Annotated in this window: 20 protein-coding genes and 1 other RNA gene; 11 read left to right on the top strand and 10 right to left on the bottom strand. The window is 36.4% G+C overall.

Going from position 1 to position 22,663, the window contains the following annotated elements:
- The first annotated feature begins 284 nt into the window (after window positions 1–284).
- From H3T56_RS10715 to H3T56_RS10665, 11 genes are all read left to right on the top strand, one after another.
- Window positions 285–1,565, top strand: a complete 1,281-nt coding sequence (locus H3T56_RS10715) for a hypothetical protein (RefSeq protein WP_198192956.1) — start codon at window positions 285–287, stop codon at window positions 1,563–1,565.
- A gap of 33 nt (window positions 1,566–1,598) precedes the next feature.
- Window positions 1,599–2,102, top strand: coding sequence for a hypothetical protein (locus tag H3T56_RS10710; protein ID WP_198192955.1), 504 nt, complete (start codon window positions 1,599–1,601; stop codon window positions 2,100–2,102).
- A gap of 250 nt (window positions 2,103–2,352) precedes the next feature.
- Window positions 2,353–4,770, top strand: a complete 2,418-nt coding sequence (gene rnr, locus H3T56_RS10705; protein WP_198192954.1) for a ribonuclease R — start codon at window positions 2,353–2,355, stop codon at window positions 4,768–4,770.
- On the top strand, window positions 4,771–5,523 hold the full coding sequence (gene rlmB, locus H3T56_RS10700) for a 23S rRNA (guanosine(2251)-2'-O)-methyltransferase RlmB (RefSeq protein ID WP_198192952.1): 753 nt from the start codon (window positions 4,771–4,773) through the stop codon (window positions 5,521–5,523).
- A gap of 13 nt (window positions 5,524–5,536) precedes the next feature.
- Window positions 5,537–6,130, top strand: coding sequence for a hypothetical protein (locus H3T56_RS10695; RefSeq protein WP_086360534.1), 594 nt, complete (start codon window positions 5,537–5,539; stop codon window positions 6,128–6,130).
- Window positions 6,131–6,408: 278 nt separating this feature from the next.
- Window positions 6,409–8,505 carry a PTS sugar transporter subunit IIA gene (locus tag H3T56_RS10690; RefSeq protein WP_198192951.1) on the top strand — a complete coding sequence of 699 codons (2,097 nt, stop codon included), beginning with the start codon at window positions 6,409–6,411 and terminating at the stop codon, window positions 8,503–8,505.
- Between the two features lie 21 nt (window positions 8,506–8,526).
- Window positions 8,527–8,829 carry a PTS sugar transporter subunit IIB gene (locus H3T56_RS10685; RefSeq protein ID WP_034901817.1) on the top strand — a complete coding sequence of 101 codons (303 nt, stop codon included), beginning with the start codon at window positions 8,527–8,529 and terminating at the stop codon, window positions 8,827–8,829.
- 20 nt (window positions 8,830–8,849) lie between these two features.
- Window positions 8,850–10,139, top strand: a complete 1,290-nt coding sequence (locus H3T56_RS10680; protein ID WP_065650972.1) for a PTS sugar transporter subunit IIC — start codon at window positions 8,850–8,852, stop codon at window positions 10,137–10,139.
- A gap of 13 nt (window positions 10,140–10,152) precedes the next feature.
- On the top strand, window positions 10,153–10,554 hold the full coding sequence (locus tag H3T56_RS10675) for a hypothetical protein (protein ID WP_065578475.1): 402 nt from the start codon (window positions 10,153–10,155) through the stop codon (window positions 10,552–10,554).
- Between the two features lie 11 nt (window positions 10,555–10,565).
- Complete coding sequence (locus H3T56_RS10670) at window positions 10,566–11,423, top strand: class II fructose-bisphosphate aldolase (protein WP_086320983.1); 858 nt, start codon at window positions 10,566–10,568, stop codon at window positions 11,421–11,423.
- A gap of 11 nt (window positions 11,424–11,434) precedes the next feature.
- Window positions 11,435–12,043 carry an AAA family ATPase gene (locus H3T56_RS10665; protein WP_086354070.1) on the top strand — a complete coding sequence of 203 codons (609 nt, stop codon included), beginning with the start codon at window positions 11,435–11,437 and terminating at the stop codon, window positions 12,041–12,043.
- 31 nt (window positions 12,044–12,074) lie between these two features.
- On the opposite strand, the gene H3T56_RS10660 is transcribed toward H3T56_RS10665, so the two are convergent.
- The 10 genes from H3T56_RS10660 to H3T56_RS10615 all read right to left on the bottom strand — a co-directional run bounded on the left by H3T56_RS10660 (window position 12,075) and on the right by H3T56_RS10615 (window position 22,649).
- A complete protein-coding gene (locus tag H3T56_RS10660) occupies window positions 12,075–12,620 on the bottom strand; it encodes a 5-formyltetrahydrofolate cyclo-ligase (RefSeq protein ID WP_198192949.1) in 546 nt (181 codons plus the stop codon).
- A 29-nt stretch (window positions 12,621–12,649) separates the two neighbouring features.
- Window positions 12,650–12,832, bottom strand: a non-coding RNA gene (gene ssrS / locus H3T56_RS10655) — 6S RNA.
- Between the two features lie 65 nt (window positions 12,833–12,897).
- Window positions 12,898–13,182, bottom strand: coding sequence for a cell division protein ZapA (zapA, locus tag H3T56_RS10650; RefSeq protein WP_034903801.1), 285 nt, complete (start codon window positions 13,180–13,182; stop codon window positions 12,898–12,900).
- A gap of 7 nt (window positions 13,183–13,189) precedes the next feature.
- Entirely contained in the window at window positions 13,190–15,055 is a 1,866-nt protein-coding gene (dxs, locus tag H3T56_RS10645; RefSeq protein WP_370545549.1) for a 1-deoxy-D-xylulose-5-phosphate synthase, read from the bottom strand.
- Between the two features lie 12 nt (window positions 15,056–15,067).
- The gene (gene ispA, locus H3T56_RS10640; RefSeq protein ID WP_370531059.1) at window positions 15,068–15,940 is read right to left on the bottom strand and encodes a (2E,6E)-farnesyl diphosphate synthase; all 873 of its coding nucleotides are present in this window, start codon (window positions 15,938–15,940) and stop codon (window positions 15,068–15,070) included.
- Window positions 15,930–16,175, bottom strand: a complete 246-nt coding sequence (gene xseB, locus H3T56_RS10635; protein ID WP_065578470.1) for an exodeoxyribonuclease VII small subunit — start codon at window positions 16,173–16,175, stop codon at window positions 15,930–15,932. The genes ispA and xseB overlap by 11 nt, the downstream gene beginning before the upstream one ends.
- Window positions 16,176–16,293: 118 nt before the next feature.
- Window positions 16,294–17,667: a DNA recombination protein RmuC gene (gene rmuC, locus H3T56_RS10630; protein ID WP_086356783.1), complete on the bottom strand. Its 1,374-nt coding sequence runs from the start codon at window positions 17,665–17,667 to the stop codon at window positions 16,294–16,296.
- Between the two features lie 2 nt (window positions 17,668–17,669).
- Window positions 17,670–18,644, bottom strand: a complete 975-nt coding sequence (epmA, locus tag H3T56_RS10625; protein ID WP_065650967.1) for an elongation factor P--(R)-beta-lysine ligase — start codon at window positions 18,642–18,644, stop codon at window positions 17,670–17,672.
- Window positions 18,645–18,707: 63 nt separating this feature from the next.
- Window positions 18,708–21,068, bottom strand: coding sequence for a glucans biosynthesis glucosyltransferase MdoH (gene mdoH, locus H3T56_RS10620; protein WP_086356784.1), 2,361 nt, complete (start codon window positions 21,066–21,068; stop codon window positions 18,708–18,710).
- Window positions 21,069–21,089: 21 nt separating this feature from the next.
- Window positions 21,090–22,649 carry a glucan biosynthesis protein G gene (locus H3T56_RS10615; protein ID WP_232351436.1) on the bottom strand — a complete coding sequence of 520 codons (1,560 nt, stop codon included), beginning with the start codon at window positions 22,647–22,649 and terminating at the stop codon, window positions 21,090–21,092.
- Window positions 22,650–22,663: the final 14 nt, after the last annotated feature.

Raw genomic sequence — 22,663 nt, 5'->3', positions numbered from 1 at the left:
CAGCCAGCCAGCCAGCCAGCCAGCCAGCCAGCCAGCCAGCCAGCCAGCCAGCCAGCCAGCCAGCCAGCCAGCCAGCCAGCCAAAATAGTATTCTAGCCATCTTTTGGGCTAAACAAACTTCGCAAATAAAATCTACCATAAACTCATCTTTCTATAATCTAAAAACTTATATAGAAAAAATCGCGTTAAATATTCAGCAACATAAAAATAGACAAAAAGCGACAAATTTAACTAGGTATCAAACACTATTTGCACAAGTAATTTTTATTCTAAGTAGTCTGCTATTGGTAAATAATGTATGGGCTTTATCTTTATATTCGGCTCAAACAGAAAAAATGATAACCGGTAATTCGCCGTATATTTTATTAGCTGATGGCGTAACACCATTAACCGATTTACGTCAAATTATGGGGATTAATTTTCCAAATCGTAATGGACAAGGCGGTACTGAATGGATCAGTGCCTGGGATACTGCTCTTACCTTGCGAGCACCTAAAGGAATGCATTTCAATGATGTTTGGGCTTTTGCTACCCCTACGGATGGAGTTGCACATAATCCATCAGCACTTAAGGTTGATGATATTGATGGTGATGAAGTTGGCGGTTATGTCACTGGAACAATTAAAGCAACTTGGTTTGAGAATGGTATTCAAATACCTAATGATAAGTTAAGTTGGGAGCTTTGGAATTGTGGCGGACCTTATAAATTACGCGTAGAAGTCTCGAATATTCAGGCCAATACTCAATATGGTTTACCTAGAAATCGTTACTATGGCAGTAGTTCGGTAGAGTATAGGATAATTCCAAATGGGCAAATATGTTATTTACGACCGAATGAAATGACTCACTTTGGTGATCATGATCCAAATGTCTTTAATAATACCTATGGTTTTTCTCGAAGTAGTGGTTTTCCAACAACTGGTTTTCAGAATGCAGCTTTTACCTTAGTCGGTAGCGGATCGGATCAAAGTCGTTATCGTTGCTATACGTCTAATGGTGGTGGCAAAATAAACTTATCGACAATTGGTGGTTTTGGTTCAAATTGTACGATAAATTACATCGCTGAGCAAAAAAGCCAATTTATTCAAAATGGAACGCCAACAATAACAATGGAATATTATAACGGTCGTTATTGGGAATGGTTCGATAATTTTACTATTCCTGTGCCTAAAAAATGGCCTCGGAAAGGAACAGGTAAGGCAATTGTGTTTAGTAATGCAAAGTATGTAAGTATGTCTAGAGGATTTAATGTATTAAGTTTTTGTAGCGGGATAAATAAAGTTACTCAAGAGCAAGCATTGAATAACGATTTTCGGTTAAAATATTTATATACAACTTCTGAACTGACTAATAATGGTTCTCATTTTATAAGGGCAGTGGGTACATTTATGAGTGAATGGGGTATTACGAAAAACTATGGTGGAGTTTGGCGTCCTGATGGTGATTTATGGACTGCTGAACTATTGCGAAATCAGTTAGTTTACCGAGTAAGGGGTAAGACAGGTCAAATTGATATTCAGGAGCCAAGATATCCAAGCACAACCGGTGTTTGTCGTGGTGATTAAAATATATTTATTTAATATAAAAAATCTAAATTTATGAATATAGAACAAAAATTAAAATTAAGCCAACAAACTGATTATATCTACTTTTTCCGAGAAGGTATCTTTGCTCAGCTTTATGGCGTATCCCTTTATCTCGCCGTGACTCGGTTAAATTTGGATCTTAATTTGTGCCTTTATAAATATAAAAGTTTATCTAATCAAAAAATATTACGTGCTGGGTTACCAACCAAAAAATTGGAAAGTTTGTTGCCGAATGGTTTAGCTAATTGCCAATTTGGTTATAGCTATAAAAATCTTTGGCATGTCGATAAGAATTCTTATAACCGTTGGTATAAAAAGAATACTTCAGAATTATTATCAATAAATTGCAAAAATAAGCATTCTAAAGATTTTTTGAGTAAGGAATTAATTCCATTATGGTTGACTGAAGAAGAGCGTCAATTTTTGCTTGATTGGCAAAAAGATAAATATAGACAGGCAACTGAACAATATTTTATAGAGACGCTGCAAAGAAAAATTGTTTCCAGTTACGCGTAGCGTACTGGGGCAATTTTTTCGCTCAAAAAATAAGCAAAAAAACTAAATAATAGGTATAAATTATATTTATATTTCATTTCGATAAATTACCTTATCACCATCTCCTATTTATTAATCATGAATCTTAAGAATTAATAATTATAAACATGTTGAGAATAAAGGCTTTTGCACTGCAAAAAAGTAATCTTGATTTTAAGTTATGCAACTCTATGTTATCCTAAACTCAACATTCGATCACAGGACGCTCCATATGATAAAAGATCCATTTTACGATCGTGAGGCACAAAAATATGACTCACCGATCGCCAGCCGTGAACTGATTTTGGATTATCTAACCCAAGAAGCAAAACCAGCCAGCTTAGAGAAAATAGCTAATGCCGTATCAATCAAATCTGATGAGCAGAAAGAGGCTTTACATCGCAGATTGCGGGCAATGGAACGTGATGGTCAGGTAGTATATACCCGGCGTAAATGCTATGCCTTGCCAGAAAAATTCGATATGGTTAAGGGTAGTGTGATTGCACATCGTGATGGCTATGGTTTTCTGCGAGTTGAAGGTAAGCCGGAAGACTATTTCTTGTCACATGAGCAGATGAAAAAAGTTTTACAAGGTGATGTTATATTGGCTCAGCCAATCAACAGTCAATACCGAGGTAAGACCGAAGCGCGCGTGGTGCGGATTTTAGAACCCCGCACTAATCAAATTGTTGGTCGTTATTTTATTGAGCAAGGCGTTGGCTTTGTGGTGCCGGATGACAGTCGTTTGAATTTTGATATTTTGATCGCAGGTAAACCAAATCGTACTGTCAGAATGGGGTCAGTTGTGGTAGTTGAATTACAACAACGACCTGAGCGTCGTCAAAAAGCAGTAGGTATTATTAAAGAAGTTCTTGGCGAGATTATGGGAACCAATTTAGCAATAGATATTGCGCTACGTAATCATGAGATCCCTTATGAATTTCCTAAAGTGGTTGAAAAAGAGGCTAGCAAATTTAGTGAGCAAGTGCCAGAAAGCGCTAAAAAAGGCCGTAAAGATCTACGCGAGTTGCCGCTAGTCACCATTGATGGTGAAGATGCGCGAGACTTTGATGATGCGGTCTATTGCCAAAAGAATCGCGGCGGTGGTTACCGTTTATGGGTGGCGATAGCTGATGTGAGTTATTATGTGCGACCAGCTAAAGGGTTAGATAAAGAGGCTTGTTTGCGAGGGACTTCGGTCTATTTCCCATCACGAGTGGTGCCGATGTTGCCGGAAGTGTTATCCAATGGTCTTTGTTCACTCAATCCGCAAGTGGATCGCTTGTGTTTGGTGTGTGAAATGACAGTGTCAAATAAAGGGCGTCTAACTGGTTATCAATTCTATGAAGCGGTGATGAATTCACATGCCCGATTAACTTATACCAAAGTAGCTAAAATTTTAGAGGGTGATAAAGAGCTGCGTGAGCATTATCGAGAGTTAGTGCCTCATCTTGAAAATCTTTATGGGCTTTACAAAGTGTTAGATAATGCCCGAGTTGCTCGTGGCGCAATTGGTTTTGAGTCAGAAGAGCCAAAATTCATTTTTAATGCAGATAAACGTATTGAGAGTATTGAATTAGTGCAGCGTAATGAAGCACATAAAATTATTGAAGAGTGTATGATTTTAGCCAATGTTGCTGCGGCAAAATTAGTGATTAATGCTGAGATTCCTTCGCTATTTCGTGTACATGATAGACCGGATGAAGATCGCATGAACAATTTACGCAGTATTTTAAGTGAACTCGGTTTATCTCTCGGTGGCGGTAATAATCCCAAACCAAAAGATATTGCTAAGTTAATGGTTGAAGTTGAAGCCCGACCTGACCATGAGATGTTGCAGACGGTGATTTTACGCTCAATGAAGCAAGCAATTTATGATCCCGAAAATCGTGGTCATTTTGGCCTAGCGCTTGACGAATATGCCCATTTCACCTCGCCAATTCGTCGTTATCCTGATTTATTATTACATCGTGCTATTAAATGGGTACTGGCGAATGAACAACATAAAACCAGTAAAACTGGTGGGCATCGTTATACCACTAGCGAAATGCTTTATTTTGGTGAGCACTGTTCGATGACTGAGCGCCGTGCGGATGAAGCTGTTCGTGATGTGGTTGACTGGTTAAAATGTGATTATATGCAAGATCATGTTGGCGAGGTGTTTAATGGAACTATTTCGAGTGTGGTTAACTTCGGCTTTTTTGTTCGATTAGATGATCTGTTTATTGATGGTCTGGTACATGTTTCGTCGCTAGAAAATGATTATTATATTTATGACGCATCGCGTAATCGTTTAATTGGTGAAAATACTCGCTTTACATATCGTTTAGGTGATAAAGTTCAAGTAAAGGTCGAGAATGTTAATCCTGAAGAACGTAAAATTGATTTTTCATTGGTAGACAGTGATAATAAGCCACAACGTCAAGGTAAAACAGCAAAAGATAAAGCGAAAAAAGTCGATATTGAAGCTGATTTACCAGTAAAACGCAAAAGTAAGAGTCGAGCTGAAAGCCAAAAGAAAAAAGCGAGCGAGGCGGTAGAGGCAAAAACAAAAAAACGCACTAAACCTAGGGCAGCTAAAGCTACGGCTAAAAAAACATCTAAATCAGCGTCGACCGCCAGCAATAAGAGAAAAAAGAGTAAAAAATAGATGAGTGAGACAGTTTACGGTATCCATGCGATTGAAGCTTTGTTAACGCGTGCGCCTGAAAGAATTATTGAAGTTTTTATCGCTAAAGGCCGAGAAGATAAGCGCCTAAATGCCCTTGTTCATGAGTTAGAACAGTTGGGTTTAGCGGTGAAAGTGACCAATAGACAGTACTTAGATGAAAAAACCAGAAATGGCGTGCATCAAGGTATTTTGGCAATGGTTAAACCAAACCGTGGTTATCAGGAAAATGATATCCCATTATTGATGGAACAACATCTCAATCCGGTTATTTTAATTTTAGATGGTGTGACCGATCCGCATAATTTAGGTGCCTGCATTCGTACAGCTGACGCTGCAGGCGTGAGTTTTATTATTGTGCCTAAAGATCGCTCAGCACCACTTAATTCAACTGCCCAGAAAGTCGCATGTGGTGCGGCTGAGAGTGTACCCGTTGTTAGAGTGACAAATCTTGCTCGAACTATGCGGATGTTACAAGATGAATACCAAGTTTGGATTGTGGGCACCGCTGGCGAAGCGACAAGTACACTTTATCAAACCGATTTTTATAAAAATTCAAACGCCTTGCCACTGGCATTAGTAATGGGCGCAGAAGGTGAAGGTATGCGCCGATTAACCAAAGAGCATTGCGATGAGTTGGTGAGTATACCAATGGCGGGGATTGTTTCTTCGCTTAATGTGTCGGTTGCCACTGGCGTTTGTTTATTTGAAATAGTTAGACAAAAAAATAGATAGTAAGAGTTATAACATGTTAGGATTATTGAAAAAACAGAGTGAGCCAACGCTTTCAGAGCGAGATTTGAATGGACGTAATCATGTCGGTTATCCGACTATGCAATTATCTCGTGAAATTGATAAGTTAGTTAAAGCAAAATACGCGCCAATTAAACGGATCGTTAAATTCTACATAGCTATGCTATTTTTTAAATGGGGCCCAAGTGTTATCAATACTACGTTATCCGATGAACAGTTGGCTAACTTGTCAGGTCGCAACGTTCAAATGGTCTATTTGTTGTTGTTCCGAGACATGTTAAGACATATTTCAAGCTTAGCTAAATTAAAGCATTTTGCCGAAGATTGGCCAGAACAATTTGCTCAAGAGATATTAGATAACTGCAACATGCTTAGCGACAGTGATGATGTCGATATTGCCAAAAAAGAGGCGTTATTCGCTAATACCCAGCTATTTGATATTGATAATACGATCGATCCTGATCACTTAGAAAACACCGTCATTCCTGATTGGACGATACCTTTGGCAGAGTTGATTATGTTAAAGCCGGCGACAATCTATCATTGTCACCGTCCTTTGATGGCGGTGATTTTGAAAAAGAAAAAATGATTTAGCCTATCATTTATTCAATTTTATTTAGTGGCAAATGCATAATTTTTTGATTCATTTGCCATAAATTTGCCTTCGATATGGCATAGTTAGTATGCCGTTATTGATATATTCTCCTGCCTTTAAATCACCTTATTGTTAAAAAAACACCGCCATCTCAACTTTAAATACCTAATCCATAATTAATTTTTGCAATGATTATTTGCAAAAATACCAACTAGGTATGTCACTATCACTCACTTATACTAAATTTATGAAGTAAATAGGTGAATGATTTTATGCGAACAAGAACAATTGCAGTATTTAGAAAATTCATATCTATTGATTATCCATTAACTATTGATACATTGTCGGAAGAGTTTCAGATAAGTACTCGTACAATGCGAAATGAGATACGAGAAATAAATGATTTTTTACATAAAAGAGCGTTGCCACTTATCTCCTCAATCCGTAATAAAGGTTTTATTATCAAGGGTACTAATGAACAAAAGCAATTAGTTAAGATTGCCTTACAACAATTACCCGTTTCCCCCATTTTAAGCAAAGAAGAACGTCAATTTGATCTATTGTTAGCTATTGCTTTTTCAGTTACACCTATCATTTTAAGCCAAAAAGAGAATAGTTATTATGTTTCTAAAAGTGTGTTAGACGAAGATATTCGTAAACTTAAATTGCGTTTAAAAAAATATGATATTGAGTTGGTGAGTCAACCTAAATTAGGAATGCAATTAGTTGGATTAGAACGTTCAATTCGTTTGATGATGTATGAGGTGATAAATCAATATGCCAGTAATCTCAATTATGAGCAGCCGTTAAAAGAGTTAAATTTAATTCAACAGTTGTTATTTAGTTACATTCCGCAAATGTTGATTAATAAATTATTTGAGCTTGCTGAACAAACAATGAGCCAAGTTCATGATGAAATTTATAAACAGCAAATTGTTATTTTTACTGCAATTTGGGTTATTCGTAATCAACAACATCACCATCTCACTAAGATTCGATCTGATTTTATTCATAATGATTCCGGCAGTATTAATCAATTTATTCGGTTGGTTTGTCAGCACGCAGCTTTACAAGTTAGTCGTCAAGAACAGCAATATATCATTTATATGTTAGAGACCTTTAATACTAAGGATATCAATAATTCTATTGATTGGTTAAATGCGCAATTATTGGCGATTAAATTGGTCAATTATGTTGAGGAAAAGACACAAATTCCGTTTTCTATTAAACAAGAACAGTTATACGAAAATTTATGTAAGCATTTAGCCGGGTTAATCGCACGGGTGAGCAATAATATCCATATTATTAATCCGTTATTAGATAATATTAAACAGAATTATGGTGTTATCTATTCGGCTATTGCACAATTTATCCAAAATCTTGAGACCACTTTAAGCAATAAAGTATCTGAAGATGAAGTTGCTTTTTTAACCATTCATTTTTCTGCTTTCGCCAGTGAGATCAACCAAGAGCGAAGTTACTATTTTAAAGCGGTGGTCATTTGTGATCACGGTATTGCGACCTCTAATCTTTTAGCTCAATCACTTAAAGAATTTTTCAATATCGAGATTTTGGCTATTTTGGCTCGTAATGATCAGCATTTATTGCAGCAACTTGATTTCGATTTGATTTTTTCGACTTTTCCATTATCACATTATGAACATCCTGTTTTGGTGTTAGAACCCATATTAAAAGAAAAAAATCACCCTATCATTACAGATTTTTTAGCTAAAAACCGTGATCACCAACGTATGGTTAATCACTGCACTGATGCCACTGATCTTTTTTATGCTTTAGTGAATTTAATTGAAGAGAGTGGCGGAGTGGTGTCTGCACCGATTTATAACCAATTGGAGAAGTGTTTAGCTATTAATAATCTTAAAATCAATAAAAGGAAAATCCAACCTATGTTGAAAGATATTCTTACCGATGATGACATTATATTGCAACAAACTTGCTCTAATTGGCAGCAAGCTATCACTTTTGTTGCTCAACCGCTTTTGCAGAAAAACTATATTTCAAAAAATTATGTCGATGCCATGATTAGCTCGCTTGAACAATATGGTCCGTATATCGTTATCGGCAAAAATTTGGCATTAGCGCATGCTCGGCCTGAAGATGGTGTTAATCAATTAGGACTTAGTGTGATGACCATGCGTGATCCTGTCGATTTTGGTAATCAGGATATGGGGCCAGTTAAGATTATATTTTGTCTGGCGGCTATCGATTCCTTTTCTCACCTCAATATTATGCGCAGTTTGATTGAACTGATTAATGATGAAAGTAAGCTTGATCGCTTATTAATGTGTCATTGTGTCTCGCAATTTAAAGCGATTTTATTTAATGAACCAACCCCAGCTTTAACTTAATAAGCTATAGGAGGATCCCCGATGAGTCAGTTATCTATTTTATTTGTTTGTGGTGCCGGTCTTGGTAGTAGTTTTGCTGCCCAAATGGCAACTGAAGATGTACTAAAAGCTAAAGGTATTGATGCCAAGTTAGATCATACGGATATTTCTTCTGCCGCGTCGATGAATGTCGACATTATTATTACCGCAGAAAATTTTCGTTCGCAATTTGCTAAATTTAATATTAGTGACCACACCTCGATTGTATACCTAAAAAATATCGTTTCGAAGTCGGAAATTGATGAAAAATTAAGTCCGATCTTACAAGAGAAAGGATTGCTTTAATAAGCAAAAAGGAGAGCATTATGAACGTAATTAACTTCATTATTGATAATATTCTAACTCAAGCATCTATCACAATTAGTTTAATTGCTATGCTTGGTCTTATTCTGCAAAAAAAATCGGTAGGGCAAACCATATCAGGAACGCTAAAAACTCTACTTGGTTTTCAGGTGCTCAATGCTGGTTCAAGTATTATTGTTGGTAGTTTGAGTTATTTTGGTCAAATTTTTACAGCTGGCTTTGAGATGCAAGGCATTATTCCTTCCATTGAGGCAATCAATGGTCAAGCCATGAATCAATTAGGTTTGGGTAGAGATATTGCCTTAACCTTTTTAATGATATTTATTTTTAATATTTTAATTGCCCGTTTTACGCGTTTTAAATATATCTTTTTAACTGGCCAGGCTATTCTTTGGATGGCAACCATGACAACCGTGTTCGGTAGTTTCGCTGGTCTTTCAGGTGTGAGCTTGATTTTAGTCGGTGGTGTTATTGGTGCACTTTTTGCCGTCTTTATGCCAGCGATTGCTCAACCTATTATTCGTAAAGTTACTGGTTCGAATGATATCGCACTTGGGCATTTTTGTACTATTGGTTATCTGTTCGAAGCGGGTGTTGCTTATGTTGTTGGTGAGAAAGGGGAAAATAAACGTTCAATTGAAGATATAAAATTACCAAAATCGTTTGAGTTTTTACAAGATACCTATTTATCAGTTATGGTGGTAATGCTGCCTTTATATATTATCACCGTGCTTTTTGCGGGTGAAGAATATGCTTCGACACTATCTGGCGGTCAAAACTATATCATTTATGCATTTACTCAAGCAATCATATTTGTAGTTGGTATTTATGTGTTGTTAGCCGGAGTTAGGTTATTACTGGGTGAAATCGTGCCAGCTTTTAGAGGGATCGCCATGAAGATTGTTCCTAATGCAATACCTGCGCTTGATTGTCCAGTGTTTTTCCCCTATAGCCCTAATGCCGTTATTCTTGGTTTTATTACTACCACTATTGGTACGGTAATTGCGATGTTAACTTTACCTTTCTTTGGCCTTGCGATGATTCTTCCTGGCATGCTAACTAACTTTTTTGCTGGTGGTACCGCGGGGATCTTTGGTAATGCCGTAGGTGGACGTCGTGGCGCTTTAATTGGTGGAATAGCTCATGGCATATTTATCACTTTATTACCCGCGCTGTTAGTCACTATCTTTAATCAAATGGGATTTGTTAATGCCACAGCGACTGATGTGGATACCGTTACGGTGGCCTTGCTTTATGCTTGGATTTTGAGCCCATTATTGAAGAATTTTTAATTAAGAGGTGACCATGTTTAACTTTTTTAAAAAGAATAAACCATCTGTTCAAATAGAACCATCAACTCCAAGAGAGCTTGCAGCTGATGAGATTGCTCAAATTGAACATCAGATTAATGAACTGAAACAACAAATTACCCATACCGATGATGTTCAATTATTGGCCAGTTGTAATGAACAGATAGGAATACTGTATAACCAGTTAGGGCGTGTTGATTTGGCTATAGAGTATTTAGAAACCAGCATGCAACAAAAGAGATCAATTGGTGAAGGATATAAAATCCTAATGAGTTTGTATAACCATAAACGTGCAGAGGCAGCAAAATCAGGATCTATTACCGATATCGACTTTTGGATGAATAAAATGGATGAAATGCGCAATATTGCCAAATTAGCTACAATTCAACGAAATTAAAGGAAAAAGTTATGTACACTACACTTAAAGCGGTAACCGAATTAGCGACTAAACTTAATTTTACTGTTGGCGCATTTAACACACATAATTTAGAAATGCTACCCGACATGCTTCGAGCAGCGAAAGAAGTTGGCGCACCGATTATTATCCAGACAAGTGTTGATACCGCTCGTTATATTGGTTTTAAAGTCTTGGTCAATACCATAAAAGCCATCGCTGATGAAGAAATTGTCGATGCGGTTTTGCACCTTGATCATGCTAAAAATTTTGATGATATCAAACAGGCGATTGATAGTGGATTTACCTCGGTTATGTTTGACGGCTCATCCTTACCGTTTAAAGAGAATATACTAAAAACTCGAGCTGTGGTTGAATATGCCCATGCTCGAGGTGTGTCGGTAGAAGGCGAGCTTGGTACTATAGGTGGCACCGAGGAGGGCATTCACGTTGAAGTTAACGATAAAGTTTACACTAGACCTAGTGATGCTTTGGTCTTTGTACAGGCCACAGGAATTGATGCTTTAGCGGTAGCAATCGGGACTAATCACGGTCAGTTTAAATCGAAAACTGAAGTCAACATTCCGTTACTTAAAGAGATTCATGCAATGGTTGATATTCCATTGGTTATTCATGGTGGTACCGGTGTGAAGGAGGAAGATTACCCTGAGCTGATTAACAACGGCATTCGTAAATTCAATGTCGGTACAGAGTTATTAGTTAATTGGACACAAGTTGCTAAAGATCAGTTTGCTCAAACTGAAGTTAATAAGTCGCTAAGGCATAATGTGATTCCTGCTAATCAAGCAGTTAAAGATATTGTCAAACATAAAATGAGTTTGTTTCTCAATGTTAATCAACGTATTAACTAAGGTAATCTTATATGCCAAAATATTTGATCTTACTTGCTGGTTGTCCTTGTACCGGAAAAACATATTTGATCCATCTATTGCAGCGACAATTCACCAACAGTTTGCTGTTGACGCCCGATGAAGCAAAGGAGTTGTATGCCGACTCCGTTGGGTTTAATTCACTTGCTGAGAAAAATGCCTTAGAACAAAAAGTTTGGCATTTTTATTACGGGGTGTTGCAGTGGTATATGGACGCTGGCAAGAAGATCATTATTTCGGAATATCCATTTAGCGATAAGCAAAAAAATCAGTTAAACGATTTTGCTAATCGCTACCATTATCAGGTAATAACCATTCGCTTGGTGGCTAATTTTGATATTCTTTGGCAACGCCGATATAAGCGTGATCGCTCTTTAGAACGTCATTTATCGCATATTATGACCCACTATCATTATGGCGACGAATTAGCTGATCGTAATCTTGCCGATGATTTGATAACCAAAGAAAAGTTTTATCAAATTTGCCATGATAGACAATATGATAAATTTGCATTAGGGACATTGTTTGAAATGAATGTAGATGATTTTAGTAAAGTAAATTATGCTGATTTATTGAATAAATTGAAAAAGATTATCACCTAATGAAATATAGAGGACGAATTACCTTTAGCCTTTAAGCATAAATTATTTCTGGCAATTTGATATCCCAAGGTTGATTATCAATATTGGCCAATTTTTGGCAGGAAAATGCGAGCCCAATGGGTAATATTTGTTGTTGTTGATAATTAACCAGCATACGGTCGTAATAACCACCTCCCATTCCCATACGATAACCGCGCTCGTCAAAAGCAACCAATGGTGTAAAGACGATATCAAGTTGTGCAAACGGTATGACATTATTGACATTAAGTTCTGGTTCAAAGATACCAAAATGATTTTTTATGAGTGGCGTATTTGTGGTGTACTTTAAAAAGAGTAGGTGATTTTTACAAAATGGATGGGTAATTGGTAAGTAGACTGATTTGTTTTGTTGCCATAGATATTCAATAATCGGTTTTGTATCGACTTCCCCATCAAATGACAAAAAAATAGCGATGTTTTTAGCTTGATTTAAAGCTGGATGAGTTTCAATTTTTTGATAAATAATTTGCTGCGCATCACTGCGTTGTTGTGGAGATAATTCACGTCTTTTTTGACGTATCGCTTGCCGAATATTCATTAGTTATCGATTGAAAAAGAAAAGTAAAGAAGCACTCCAAGATGTCGTTAGGGTCGTAACCCTTGAACCCAAGGTTCAAGGTGAGTTGCATGTTTTAATTTTTAGGTTTCCTAAATAAATTAGGCATACACACCAATTAAAAATCATACCACTCTAAATTAAAGAATATCGGCTCAGGGGACTAACCCTTATCCCGAGCATCTCAGAGATAATTAATATAATACAAAATTTAGAAAATCATACAATAGTCTTTGTTGAATATTTACGTTTAAGCTAACTAATTGTTGGTATTTAAAGCGGAATCAAGTAACTGCTGTAGCATTTTTAATCTATTAGCGAACTCGTCGCTTTTTTCTTTCTCTTTCGTTAGTTCATAAGATATATTTAGCGCAGCAGTCATGATTAGTTGATCACTACCAACTTGTGGTGATTTTTCTCGTAAATTTGTTAAGCGTGCATCTAAATCTTTAGCCGCATTTGTGAGTGCGTCAACTTCTTCGACAGGGCAATTAAACTTTAACGTTCGCCCAAAAATCTGAACCGTGACAGCTTGAGTTTCCATATTTAACCTATAGTTTTATAAATGTATTAATTTTGTCGATTATATGTTTGGCGTTTAATCCAACTTCATCACGCATTTCTTGTTGCGATCCTTGTGGAATAAACACATCAGGCAATCCGATGTTTAAAATATCACATTTTATTTTTTTCGATAACAAAAATTCATTGACGGCGCTTCCAGCCCCACCTTTGATACTGTTCTCCTCAATGGTGACAAGTATATTATGGCTTTGACTAATGTGCAAAAGGACTTTTTCATCTAGTGGTTTTACAAAACGCATATCTATCACTGTAGCATTTATTTGATCAGCTGCTTGTAAAGCTTCAGGTAATAATGTGCCAAAATTGAGTAAAGCAATATTTTCACCTTCTCGACAGTATTTCGATTGTCCCAATGGTATTGGAGAGAGTGGTTGTAAGCTAGCACCACATCCTTCACCACGAGGATAACGTACCGCTGATGGGCCATTATGTAAATAACCTGTATAAAGCATTTGTCGACATTCGTTTTCATCACTCGGAGTCATAATAACAAGATTAGGAATACAGCGTAGAAAACTTAAATCGAAAGCACCTTGATGGGTTTCACCATCAGCTCCAACAATGCCTGCTCTATCTATAGCAAACAGGACAGGTAAATTTTGGATAGCAATATCATGGATCACTTGATCATATGCACGTTGCAAAAAAGTAGAATAGATAGCTACTACCGGTTTTAATTCACTAATAGCAAAGCCTGCGGCTAATGTTACCGCATGCTGCTCAGCAATGGCTACATCGAAAAATTGTTTGGGATAGCGTTTTGCAAATTCAGTCATACCAGAGCCTTCGCTCATGGCAGGAGTAATTGCCATTAAACGTTTATCATTTTCAGCTATCTCACACAGCCAATCACCGAATATTTTGGAATAGGTTGGTGCAACTTTCTTTGAAATCGGTAAAGTTCCTTCATTAGGATTAAATTTGGGAACACCATGCCATAAAGTTGGGTTTTGTTCGGCAGGGCCATAGCCTTTACCTTTTTGAGTAATAATGTGCAGTAGTTGTGGTCCTTTTAACTGCCTCACATTTTGCAAGGTAGCTACAAGTGTTTCGACATCATGGCCATCTACTGGGCCAATATAATTGAAGCCTAATTCTTCAAATAAAATGGCTGGAGTAACTAATCCTTTTAAATGTTCTTCGGTTTTTTTGAATAATTCTTTTAATGGCGGAATATTCGAAAGGACTTTTTTACCACTTTCACGAAAAGAGGTATAAGCTTTACTTGATAAAATTTGCGCTAAATGCTGATTAAGTGCGCCGGTGTTTTCAGAAATTGACATATCGTTATCATTAACAATGACTAACATATCAGGTTTTATATGACCTGCGTGATTCATTGCTTCAAATGCCATACCAGCGGTTAATGCACCATCACCAATAATTGCTGCTACTTTTTGTCCTGATTGTTTTTGTTGTTCAGCAATAGCAATACCTAGTGCGGCACTAATAGATGTTGATGAATGGCCAGTAGTTAACACATCGTATGCACTTTCATGACGATGAGGAAAAGGGTGCAATCCACCTTTTTGGCGAATGGTTAGCATCTGATCACGTCGACCAGTAAGGATTTTATGCGGATAAGCTTGATGCCCTACATCCCATATAATTTTATCAAATGGTGTGTTATAGACGTAATGTAAAGCGACGGTTAATTCGACTACACCTAAACCTGAAGCTAAATGGCCACTAGATTGACTAACACTATCTAATAAAAATTGTCGTAATTCCTGACAAATCTCTGGCAATTGTGATAGCGGATAACGTTTAAGATCCGTGGGAAAATTGATTTGCTTTAATAAAGGAAATTTATCTAAATTCATTTTTATCATCTAGTTATTAGGTTAACTATTTCGATTAATAATAAAACCAGCAAGATCTTGTAATGGTTGGCTATTATAAGGTATTTGCCGCAGACTATCGATAGCTTGCCGATATAATGTGTTTGTCATTTCAATTGCATTTTGTAAGCCAACTAATGCCGGATAAGTACTTTTTTCAAGTGCAATATCTGAACCCTGTGGTTTGCCCATTAGTTCTTGTTCACCAATAACATCTAAAATGTCATCTTGAATTTGAAATGCTAATCCAATAGCTTGAGCATAGTCATCTAAGATTTGATAATAGGGTTTGGCTACCTCACCACTAGCATAAGCTCCAAGCCTAACTGCTGCTTGAATTAAAGCACCGGTTTTATAATTATGGATATTTTGTAAATGTTCAAGGGTTACCTTTTGATGTTCTGCTTGCAAATCAAGTGATTGACCTAAGCACATACCTGTAAGTCCACTGGCGTTAGCGAGTTCGCTAATCATATTAATTTTACTTTGATTATCAATATGTTGATTTTCGCATAATAAACTGAAAGCTAGTGATTGTAAGGCATCGCCAGCAAGAATGGCTTCTGCTTGACCGAATTGAATATGACAAGTAGGTTTTCCCCGCCTGAGGTTGTCATTATCCATGGCAGGTAGATCATCATGAATTAAAGAATAAGTATGCATTGATTCGATAGCAGCTGCAATAGGATCAAGTTTATCTAAAGGACAATTAAACATCTGTCCAGTTAGATAAACTAGAATAGGGCGGATTCGTTTGCCTCCGGCAAGCAGACTATAGCTCATCGCCTGTTGCAAGTTTGAAGGGGCAAATTGCGAAATATATGTTGTTAAATAATTATCAATACGTTCTTGTAATGGTTTTGTGCTATTCATTATTATCAATTGAAAATTCAGATAATTGAGCATCACTATTTTCAGATAACAAAATTTGGATGCGTTGTTCAGCCTCATTAAGTTGTTTTTGACCAGAACGGGCTAATTTGATGCCTTTTTCAAACTCATTTAAAGCTTCATCTAATGGTAAATCACCATTTTCAAGTTGAGTGACAATTGCTTCAAGTTGTTGGATAGTTTCTTCAAAACTTGCTTCTTTATCTTGTTTTTTTGCCATATCGTCCCCCTTTGTGTTAAATGAGTATACACGTATTTTTTCTGATGGTGAATTAAGATATTTAAGTTAAATTATTACATTAATTAAAACATCATTAACCAATGAGTTGCGATTAGTTTTATTGAGTATCGTGGCAAGATGGATAATCTTCTTGTTCACGTTCAAGTTCATCAACTGATAGTTGGGCTATATCAGGATTGATCGGTTTTTTAACTTCAATTCCTAATTCTCTGAATCGTTCTATTTGACCAATAACATTACCTCGTCCTTTAGATAGTTTGTTCATTGAATTTTGATAGGTCTGTTGTGCTTTATCTAAACAGTTACCTAGGTTTTCCATATCCTCAATAAAACCGCGAACTTTATCATATAGTTTACTTGCTCTATCAGCAATAAGTTCGGCATTACGATTTTGGTATTCAAATCGCCATAAATTATGAATAGTTCTTAACGCTACCAATAAGGTTGTTGGACTAACAATCATAATATTATTTTTTAAAGCATCATTAATTAATGACGGATCTTGATCAATTGCTGACAAAAATGCTGGTTCAACTGGAATAAACATTAATACATAATCTAATGAATTGATACCAATTAGTTTGTGATAATCTTTTTGGCTAAGCTGTTTTAGATGATTACGTACTGAAGCTAAATGATCGGCAATAGCCTTTGTTCTAATATCATCATCATCGCTGTTAAAATAACGTTCATAGGCAACTAAAGTAACTTTGGAATCAATGACAACATCACCGCCTTGAGGTAAATGAACAATTACATCTGGTTGCAATCGTTGATTATTTTCATTGGTTAAATTAACCTGAGTATGATACTCATGTCCTAAGCGGAGTCCTGAGTTATCCAAAATTTGACTAAGAATGAACTCTCCCCAATTACCTTGAGTTTTATTATTGCCTTTTAGTGCATTAGTTAAATTAGTGGCCTCTTTAGTCATTAATTCATTAAGCTGTTGCAAATTGCGGATTTCATGGGTGAGAGTATGACGCTCTTTGGCTTCTTGTCCAAAGCTGTCTTGAACCTGCTTTTGAAAGCCTTCTAGTTGTTGTTTTAGTGGTGAAAGTAGAAAATCTAAACTTTGTTTATTTTGTTGCTCAATCTTTTTACCACTTTGCTCAAAAATTCGATTAGCCAAATTTTCGAACTGAGTTGTTAAACGTTGCTCACTTTGTTCTAGAATGGTTTGCCGTTGGTGAGCGGCATTCATCGTCTCTTCTAAACGTGTTTGCAATTCGCTAATTTTAATATTTTGGGCGATATTTTGTTGTTGGTATTGATTTAACTCTTGTTCCAACTGTGTTATTTGATTATTTAAAACCTGATTTTCTTGTTTTTTCTGATTCAGTTGTAAATCAAATAAGGCTTGTAGATTATTAGCTCTAAATTGAGTTTTTAATAAAGCGATTAATAAAGCAATGGCGATAATAGCAATTATTATCGCTATCCATTCACTTAAGTCTAAACTTCCAAACATGATCAAGCCCTTGCAAAAGTGAATGAAATGACATCATCTAAATTCATGGCATCAAGTGCTAACATAATTAAGCGGTCAAGTCCTACGGCAACACCGGCACAATCAGGCAAACCTGCTTCCATAGCCGCAATTAACTCAATATCAATATTTTGTGGTGGTAAGTTTTGATTTGCCCGATCAATATTATTTTGTTCAAAACGCATCTTTTGTTCTTGTGGATTGGTTAACTCTTTAAATCCATTAGCTAGTTCTATCCCTTTATAATAAAACTCAAAACGGCTGGCGACTCGATGGTCTTCTGGACTGATCGCTGCTAATGCTGCTTGAGATGCTGGAAAATTATATACTGCAACGGGCTTTTCTTGACCAATATGAGGTTCGACGCCAAAACTAAATAAGCATTGTAATAAAGTGTCTCGATCATAATCATCAGTATTAAGCTCGATATTAAGCTTTTTAATCGCATCAATTAGGCTTGCTTGATCAGCTTCCAATGGGTCAATATTTAGATGACGTTGAAATGCTTTTTGATAGGAGATACGCTCGGCTGGTTCGCAATCTAGAACGTTTTGTAATAGATCGTCTACCTCATTAATCATTTGCATCATATCAAATTGGATACGATACCACTCTAGCATAGTAAATTCAGGGTTATGATAGCGACTCACTTCTTCATGATTACGAAAACATTTACAGATTTGATAAATAGGGCCACTGCCAGCCGCTAATAAACGCTTCATATGATATTCAGGGCTGGTGATTAATGACATTTTCTGCCCTTGTTGTTCATTGGTTTCACCAGGTTTTAAAAATAAGGTATGAAATGAGCTAAGATGCACATCTGTTACTGCATATTGGCTTAAGGTTGGCGTCTCGACTTCTAATATACAGCGATCAGCGAAAAACTGTCTTACTTGAGATACAATTTTAGCGCGCTTAAGTAAATTATTAATTGATGCAGTAGGTTGCCAAGTCATAAAAAATATCCATGGATTTTGATTAATTACTAAAAGAAGACATAGGGCATTAAGCCCTATCTCTTATTGCTGGCGTTCATTTTGCCATAATGAGAACAAATTGTCGTATTTTTCTTGTTGATGCCAGATGTGACAATGAAGTGCAGAAAGAATAATAGGGTCTTCTAAAATAGCTAATTGTTGTTCTTTACTGATTTTTTCTAAATCCACTTGCTGATAGTGCTCAATCAGTTGTTGGCGCAATTGCTGATTTTTTGTATTAGGTAAATGACGAGAAGTCGATAATGCACAGGCTAATGCATTATAAATAGGATCGACAAGTGCCATAACAAAGCCATGTTCCATAAAAGCAGCTTCGGTTTGCGTTAAATAGTCACCAGTGAGTTTTACTGCACGTGAAGGGTGGGTTTCTTCAGGAGTTAAAAATAACCCTGCTTGTTTAGCTTTCATACCAATACTAGATAATCCAGAAACGCGAATTACCAGTGGTGAAATAGTTAATGGGATTAAAATTGCAATATACCAATAGGTAAATTGTGGATTTAACCAAATAATCACGCATAACCACACAATCCCTAATAATGATAAAGGCCAACAAAAATAGAATGATTCCCCCCAAGTTAAGGCATCATCACTTCGTGATGGTGACTTCCATTGGATTTTGCTACCAAGCCATGCTTTAACAACGAATTTGCTATGGAAGATCATACGGATTGGTGCAAGGATCATTGACCACACCATTTCAATAAGAATTGATAAGGTTAGTTTAAATATCCCGCCTACATCTTTTGCCCCTGTTCTGGCTATAATAATTCCGTAGCTAAATAATTTAGGTGCAAACAACAATACCATCGTAGTTGAAAGTAGTTGAATAGCTAATTGTTCATCCCACCTTGGCCAGGTTGGGTAAAATTGGTTGGGTTGGAAAAAATATTGTGGTTCAGAAATATTGAACACTAATAATAATAGTGTGGAGAAAATTAAAAATATCAACCACAATAATGATGAAATATAAGCCATACCACTGGTTAAAAACATAACTCGGTGGGTTAAAGTAATGCCACTTTTGAATATTAAGCGAAGATTGATCAGATTACCCATACACCAACGATTATCTCGTTTGAGATCTTCTATCATGTTTCCTGGTAACTCTTCATAGCTACCATTCATATCATACGCAATCCATACCCCATAACCAGCTCGTCGCATTAAACTTGCTTCAACCAGATCATGCGATAAGATATGAATCGGGCCTTTACGTTTTTGCAATGGTGATAAAATACAGTGTTCAATAAAGGGTTTGAGGCGAATCATGGCATTGTGACCCCAATATTGGGCTTCACTTAGTTGCCAGAAGTGAGTACCTGAGCAAAAAATATCGCTATAAATCTGATTGGCAAATTGTTGAATACGGCCGTATAAGGTTGTCATTCTGACCGATTTTGGTGGTGATTGTAATATACCTGCTGTCGGATTCATTTCCATCATGGCAACCATTTTTAAGATACAATCGCCAGTCATAATACTATCAGCATCAAGAATCATCATGTACTCATATTGATGTCCCCAGCGACGACAAAAGTCATCAATATTACCGCTTTTACGTTTCACACGACGTTTACGATGACGATAGAAAATATTACAACCATTATCTGCTTTTTTAGCATTAAAATCAGCCCAAGCCTTTAATTCATTAACATACAAATCAGGATCGTTTGTGTCGCTAAGAATATAAAAATCACAACATTGAGGATGTCCCGTTTCAACCAGTGATTCATAGGTAGCTTCAAGTCCTGCGAATACTCGTGAAACATCTTCATTACAAATAGGCATGACTAATGCCGTACGATGTTTTGCGTCAATATGGGATGCAGGATCGTTAGGAATAGCAATGGTATAACGGTCTTTTTTTATCACCGCTAAAATAAGGCCCATGATACTGGTCCAAAAACCGATTGAAATCCAACAAAATAATATAGCGAAGAGACCAATAACAAAACCTTGTATGATATAAGGGATGATACTATAGATAGCCAGTTCCGGATTGATTTCCCAATTTGCCATAAAACTAATCTTTTGCCAGCTTTGATACGGCAAAAGTGATGATAAATAAGTCGTACCATAGTAAGTTTGCACGGCAATAAGCGCAAACATAATTAAGCGACGAATAAGTGCGATAATATTTACACGTGGTTTTGATTTAGCTGTATAGTGTTCATCCCAAATTTGTGGTTGTACTGATACACGTTCAACTTTGGGATAACTAGGTTGTTGTTGTCTTGTTTCATTAAAATATTCAGTATTGCCGACTTGATTCAATCGATATTTTAAGAATTCGACATCATTGACAAGTGAGTTATTGTTTTCCGATTTCTGACGCCAAATTTCGGCGTCAGGTAGATTTTCGAAGTAATCTTTTTTCATATTATTGGCTGATTTTTATAATTATTGAGCAGGATATTGCCCGCTCCAAGTTTCGGACAATACTTCACCCGTTTGAGAAGCGAGCTGAACTCGCAAATCGGTTGCTTTTTTGTTATCCTCAACGTTAAACCGTATAATAACACGCCAACCTTTAGTCACTGAATTGTATTGAGTGTCGCAACTAACAATTGATCCGTTATTAATACTTGAAATAACTTTAACAGGCTTTTTGTCTGATAACTGAGGGCCAGTAAAATCAATAACATAAGCATTAGAACCATCAAGTTTACGTATTAAATTGGCTTGTTTTATATCACCCAACGATAAACGAGTACTTTCTGCTCTAGCGACGTTAGCTGGATAGCGATTTTTTTCGTTTAGTGTGTAGTGTAATCGATATTTAAAAGTAAGTTGATCACCACTTTTGTACTGTTTTTCCGGAACCCAGAAGGAAACAATATTATCATTGGTTTCATCGGCTGTTGGAATTTCGACAAGTTCAACTCGTCCTTTTTGCCAATCATTTAAGATTTCAACCCAAACACTTGGTCTTAGTTCGTAATGGTCATCTAAATCTTGATAATCATCAAAACCTTTATCTCGTTGGATTAGGCCAAAGCCTTTCGGATTTTCTAAACTATATGATGAAAACGATAAACGTTTTGGATTGTTTAAAGGGCGCCAAATCCACTCATTGTTATTGGCCAAAATAGATAACCCGTTTGAGTCATGCATTGCTGGACGATAATTAAGTAGTGGTGAAGGTTGATTTGGACCATATAAGAACATACTAGTTAATGGCGCAATACCTAATTTTTTAACTGAATCACGGAAAAATACTTTAGCTTCTACAGTGACTGTTGTATCAATACTTGGTACTAAAGTAATTTTATAAGCACCTGTCACACTTTGAGAGTCGAGTAATGCATAAATGACTAAATGCTTTTGGTTTGGGTCTGGACGTTCAATCCAATATTCTTTAAATCGAGGAAATTCCTCTCCTGACATTTCACCAGTATCGATGGCAAGCCCCCTTGCAGAAAGGCCATAACGTTGATCTTTACCAACGGCACGGAAGTAACTACCACCAAGCGCAGTAAATATTTCATCATCGGTTTTCGTTGGTTTATTAATTGGATAATGAACTTTAAAACCGGCAAAACCAAGATTTTTGGTGTTTAAATTATCTAAATTGAGTTTGCTCAAGTCAAAATAATCTGGATTGTATTTTATTTCATTAACTTGATTATTTACAATTTCGTTAATTTTAACCGGCGTGTCGAAATACATACCTTCATGATAAAACTCAAGTTTAAAACGACTCTTACGATCATTCCAATAAGCTTTATCATGTTTAAAAGAAATTTTTTGATAATCAGCAAATTGTAGTGAAGATAGCTCACTAGGAATATTTTTAGATGGTTGGACATAAGACTTTTTTGATAATTTTTCTGCTTTTGTCACTACATCATTAAAAGTAAAAGCCCATGAAGAAAAACTCAAACAAGATATCGATGCTATGCATAACATCTTGCAAGTTAATGTTTTACTAAATCGACTAATAGGTAATAAATTGTACATAAAAAAGACTCACT

The sequence above is a fragment of the Gilliamella sp. W8123 genome (assembly GCF_016101085.1).
GTDB classification, from domain to species: Bacteria; Pseudomonadota; Gammaproteobacteria; order Enterobacterales; family Orbaceae; genus Gilliamella; species Gilliamella apis.
This window is presented reverse-complemented; position numbering and strand designations above follow the sequence as displayed.

Coding starts and splice junctions, on each gene's coding strand:
- rmuC (WP_086356783.1), bottom strand. CDS start 17,667: ATGTTTGGAAGTTTAGACTTAAGTGAATGGATAGCGATAATAATTGCT.
- H3T56_RS10670 (WP_086320983.1), top strand. CDS start 10,566: ATGTACACTACACTTAAAGCGGTAACCGAATTAGCGACTAAACTTAAT.
- zapA (WP_034903801.1), bottom strand. CDS start 13,182: ATGGAAACTCAAGCTGTCACGGTTCAGATTTTTGGGCGAACGTTAAAG.
- H3T56_RS10665 (WP_086354070.1), top strand. CDS start 11,435: ATGCCAAAATATTTGATCTTACTTGCTGGTTGTCCTTGTACCGGAAAA.
- H3T56_RS10680 (WP_065650972.1), top strand. CDS start 8,850: ATGAACGTAATTAACTTCATTATTGATAATATTCTAACTCAAGCATCT.
- dxs (WP_370545549.1), bottom strand. CDS start 15,055: ATGATAAAAATGAATTTAGATAAATTTCCTTTATTAAAGCAAATCAAT.
- H3T56_RS10710 (WP_198192955.1), top strand. CDS start 1,599: ATGAATATAGAACAAAAATTAAAATTAAGCCAACAAACTGATTATATC.
- H3T56_RS10695 (WP_086360534.1), top strand. CDS start 5,537: ATGTTAGGATTATTGAAAAAACAGAGTGAGCCAACGCTTTCAGAGCGA.
- H3T56_RS10690 (WP_198192951.1), top strand. CDS start 6,409: ATGCGAACAAGAACAATTGCAGTATTTAGAAAATTCATATCTATTGAT.
- H3T56_RS10675 (WP_065578475.1), top strand. CDS start 10,153: ATGTTTAACTTTTTTAAAAAGAATAAACCATCTGTTCAAATAGAACCA.
- H3T56_RS10615 (WP_232351436.1), bottom strand. CDS start 22,649: ATGTACAATTTATTACCTATTAGTCGATTTAGTAAAACATTAACTTGC.
- rnr (WP_198192954.1), top strand. CDS start 2,353: ATGATAAAAGATCCATTTTACGATCGTGAGGCACAAAAATATGACTCA.
- xseB (WP_065578470.1), bottom strand. CDS start 16,175: ATGGCAAAAAAACAAGATAAAGAAGCAAGTTTTGAAGAAACTATCCAA.
- H3T56_RS10660 (WP_198192949.1), bottom strand. CDS start 12,620: ATGAATATTCGGCAAGCGATACGTCAAAAAAGACGTGAATTATCTCCA.
- rlmB (WP_198192952.1), top strand. CDS start 4,771: ATGAGTGAGACAGTTTACGGTATCCATGCGATTGAAGCTTTGTTAACG.
- mdoH (WP_086356784.1), bottom strand. CDS start 21,068: ATGAAAAAAGATTACTTCGAAAATCTACCTGACGCCGAAATTTGGCGT.
- epmA (WP_065650967.1), bottom strand. CDS start 18,644: ATGACTTGGCAACCTACTGCATCAATTAATAATTTACTTAAGCGCGCT.
- H3T56_RS10685 (WP_034901817.1), top strand. CDS start 8,527: ATGAGTCAGTTATCTATTTTATTTGTTTGTGGTGCCGGTCTTGGTAGT.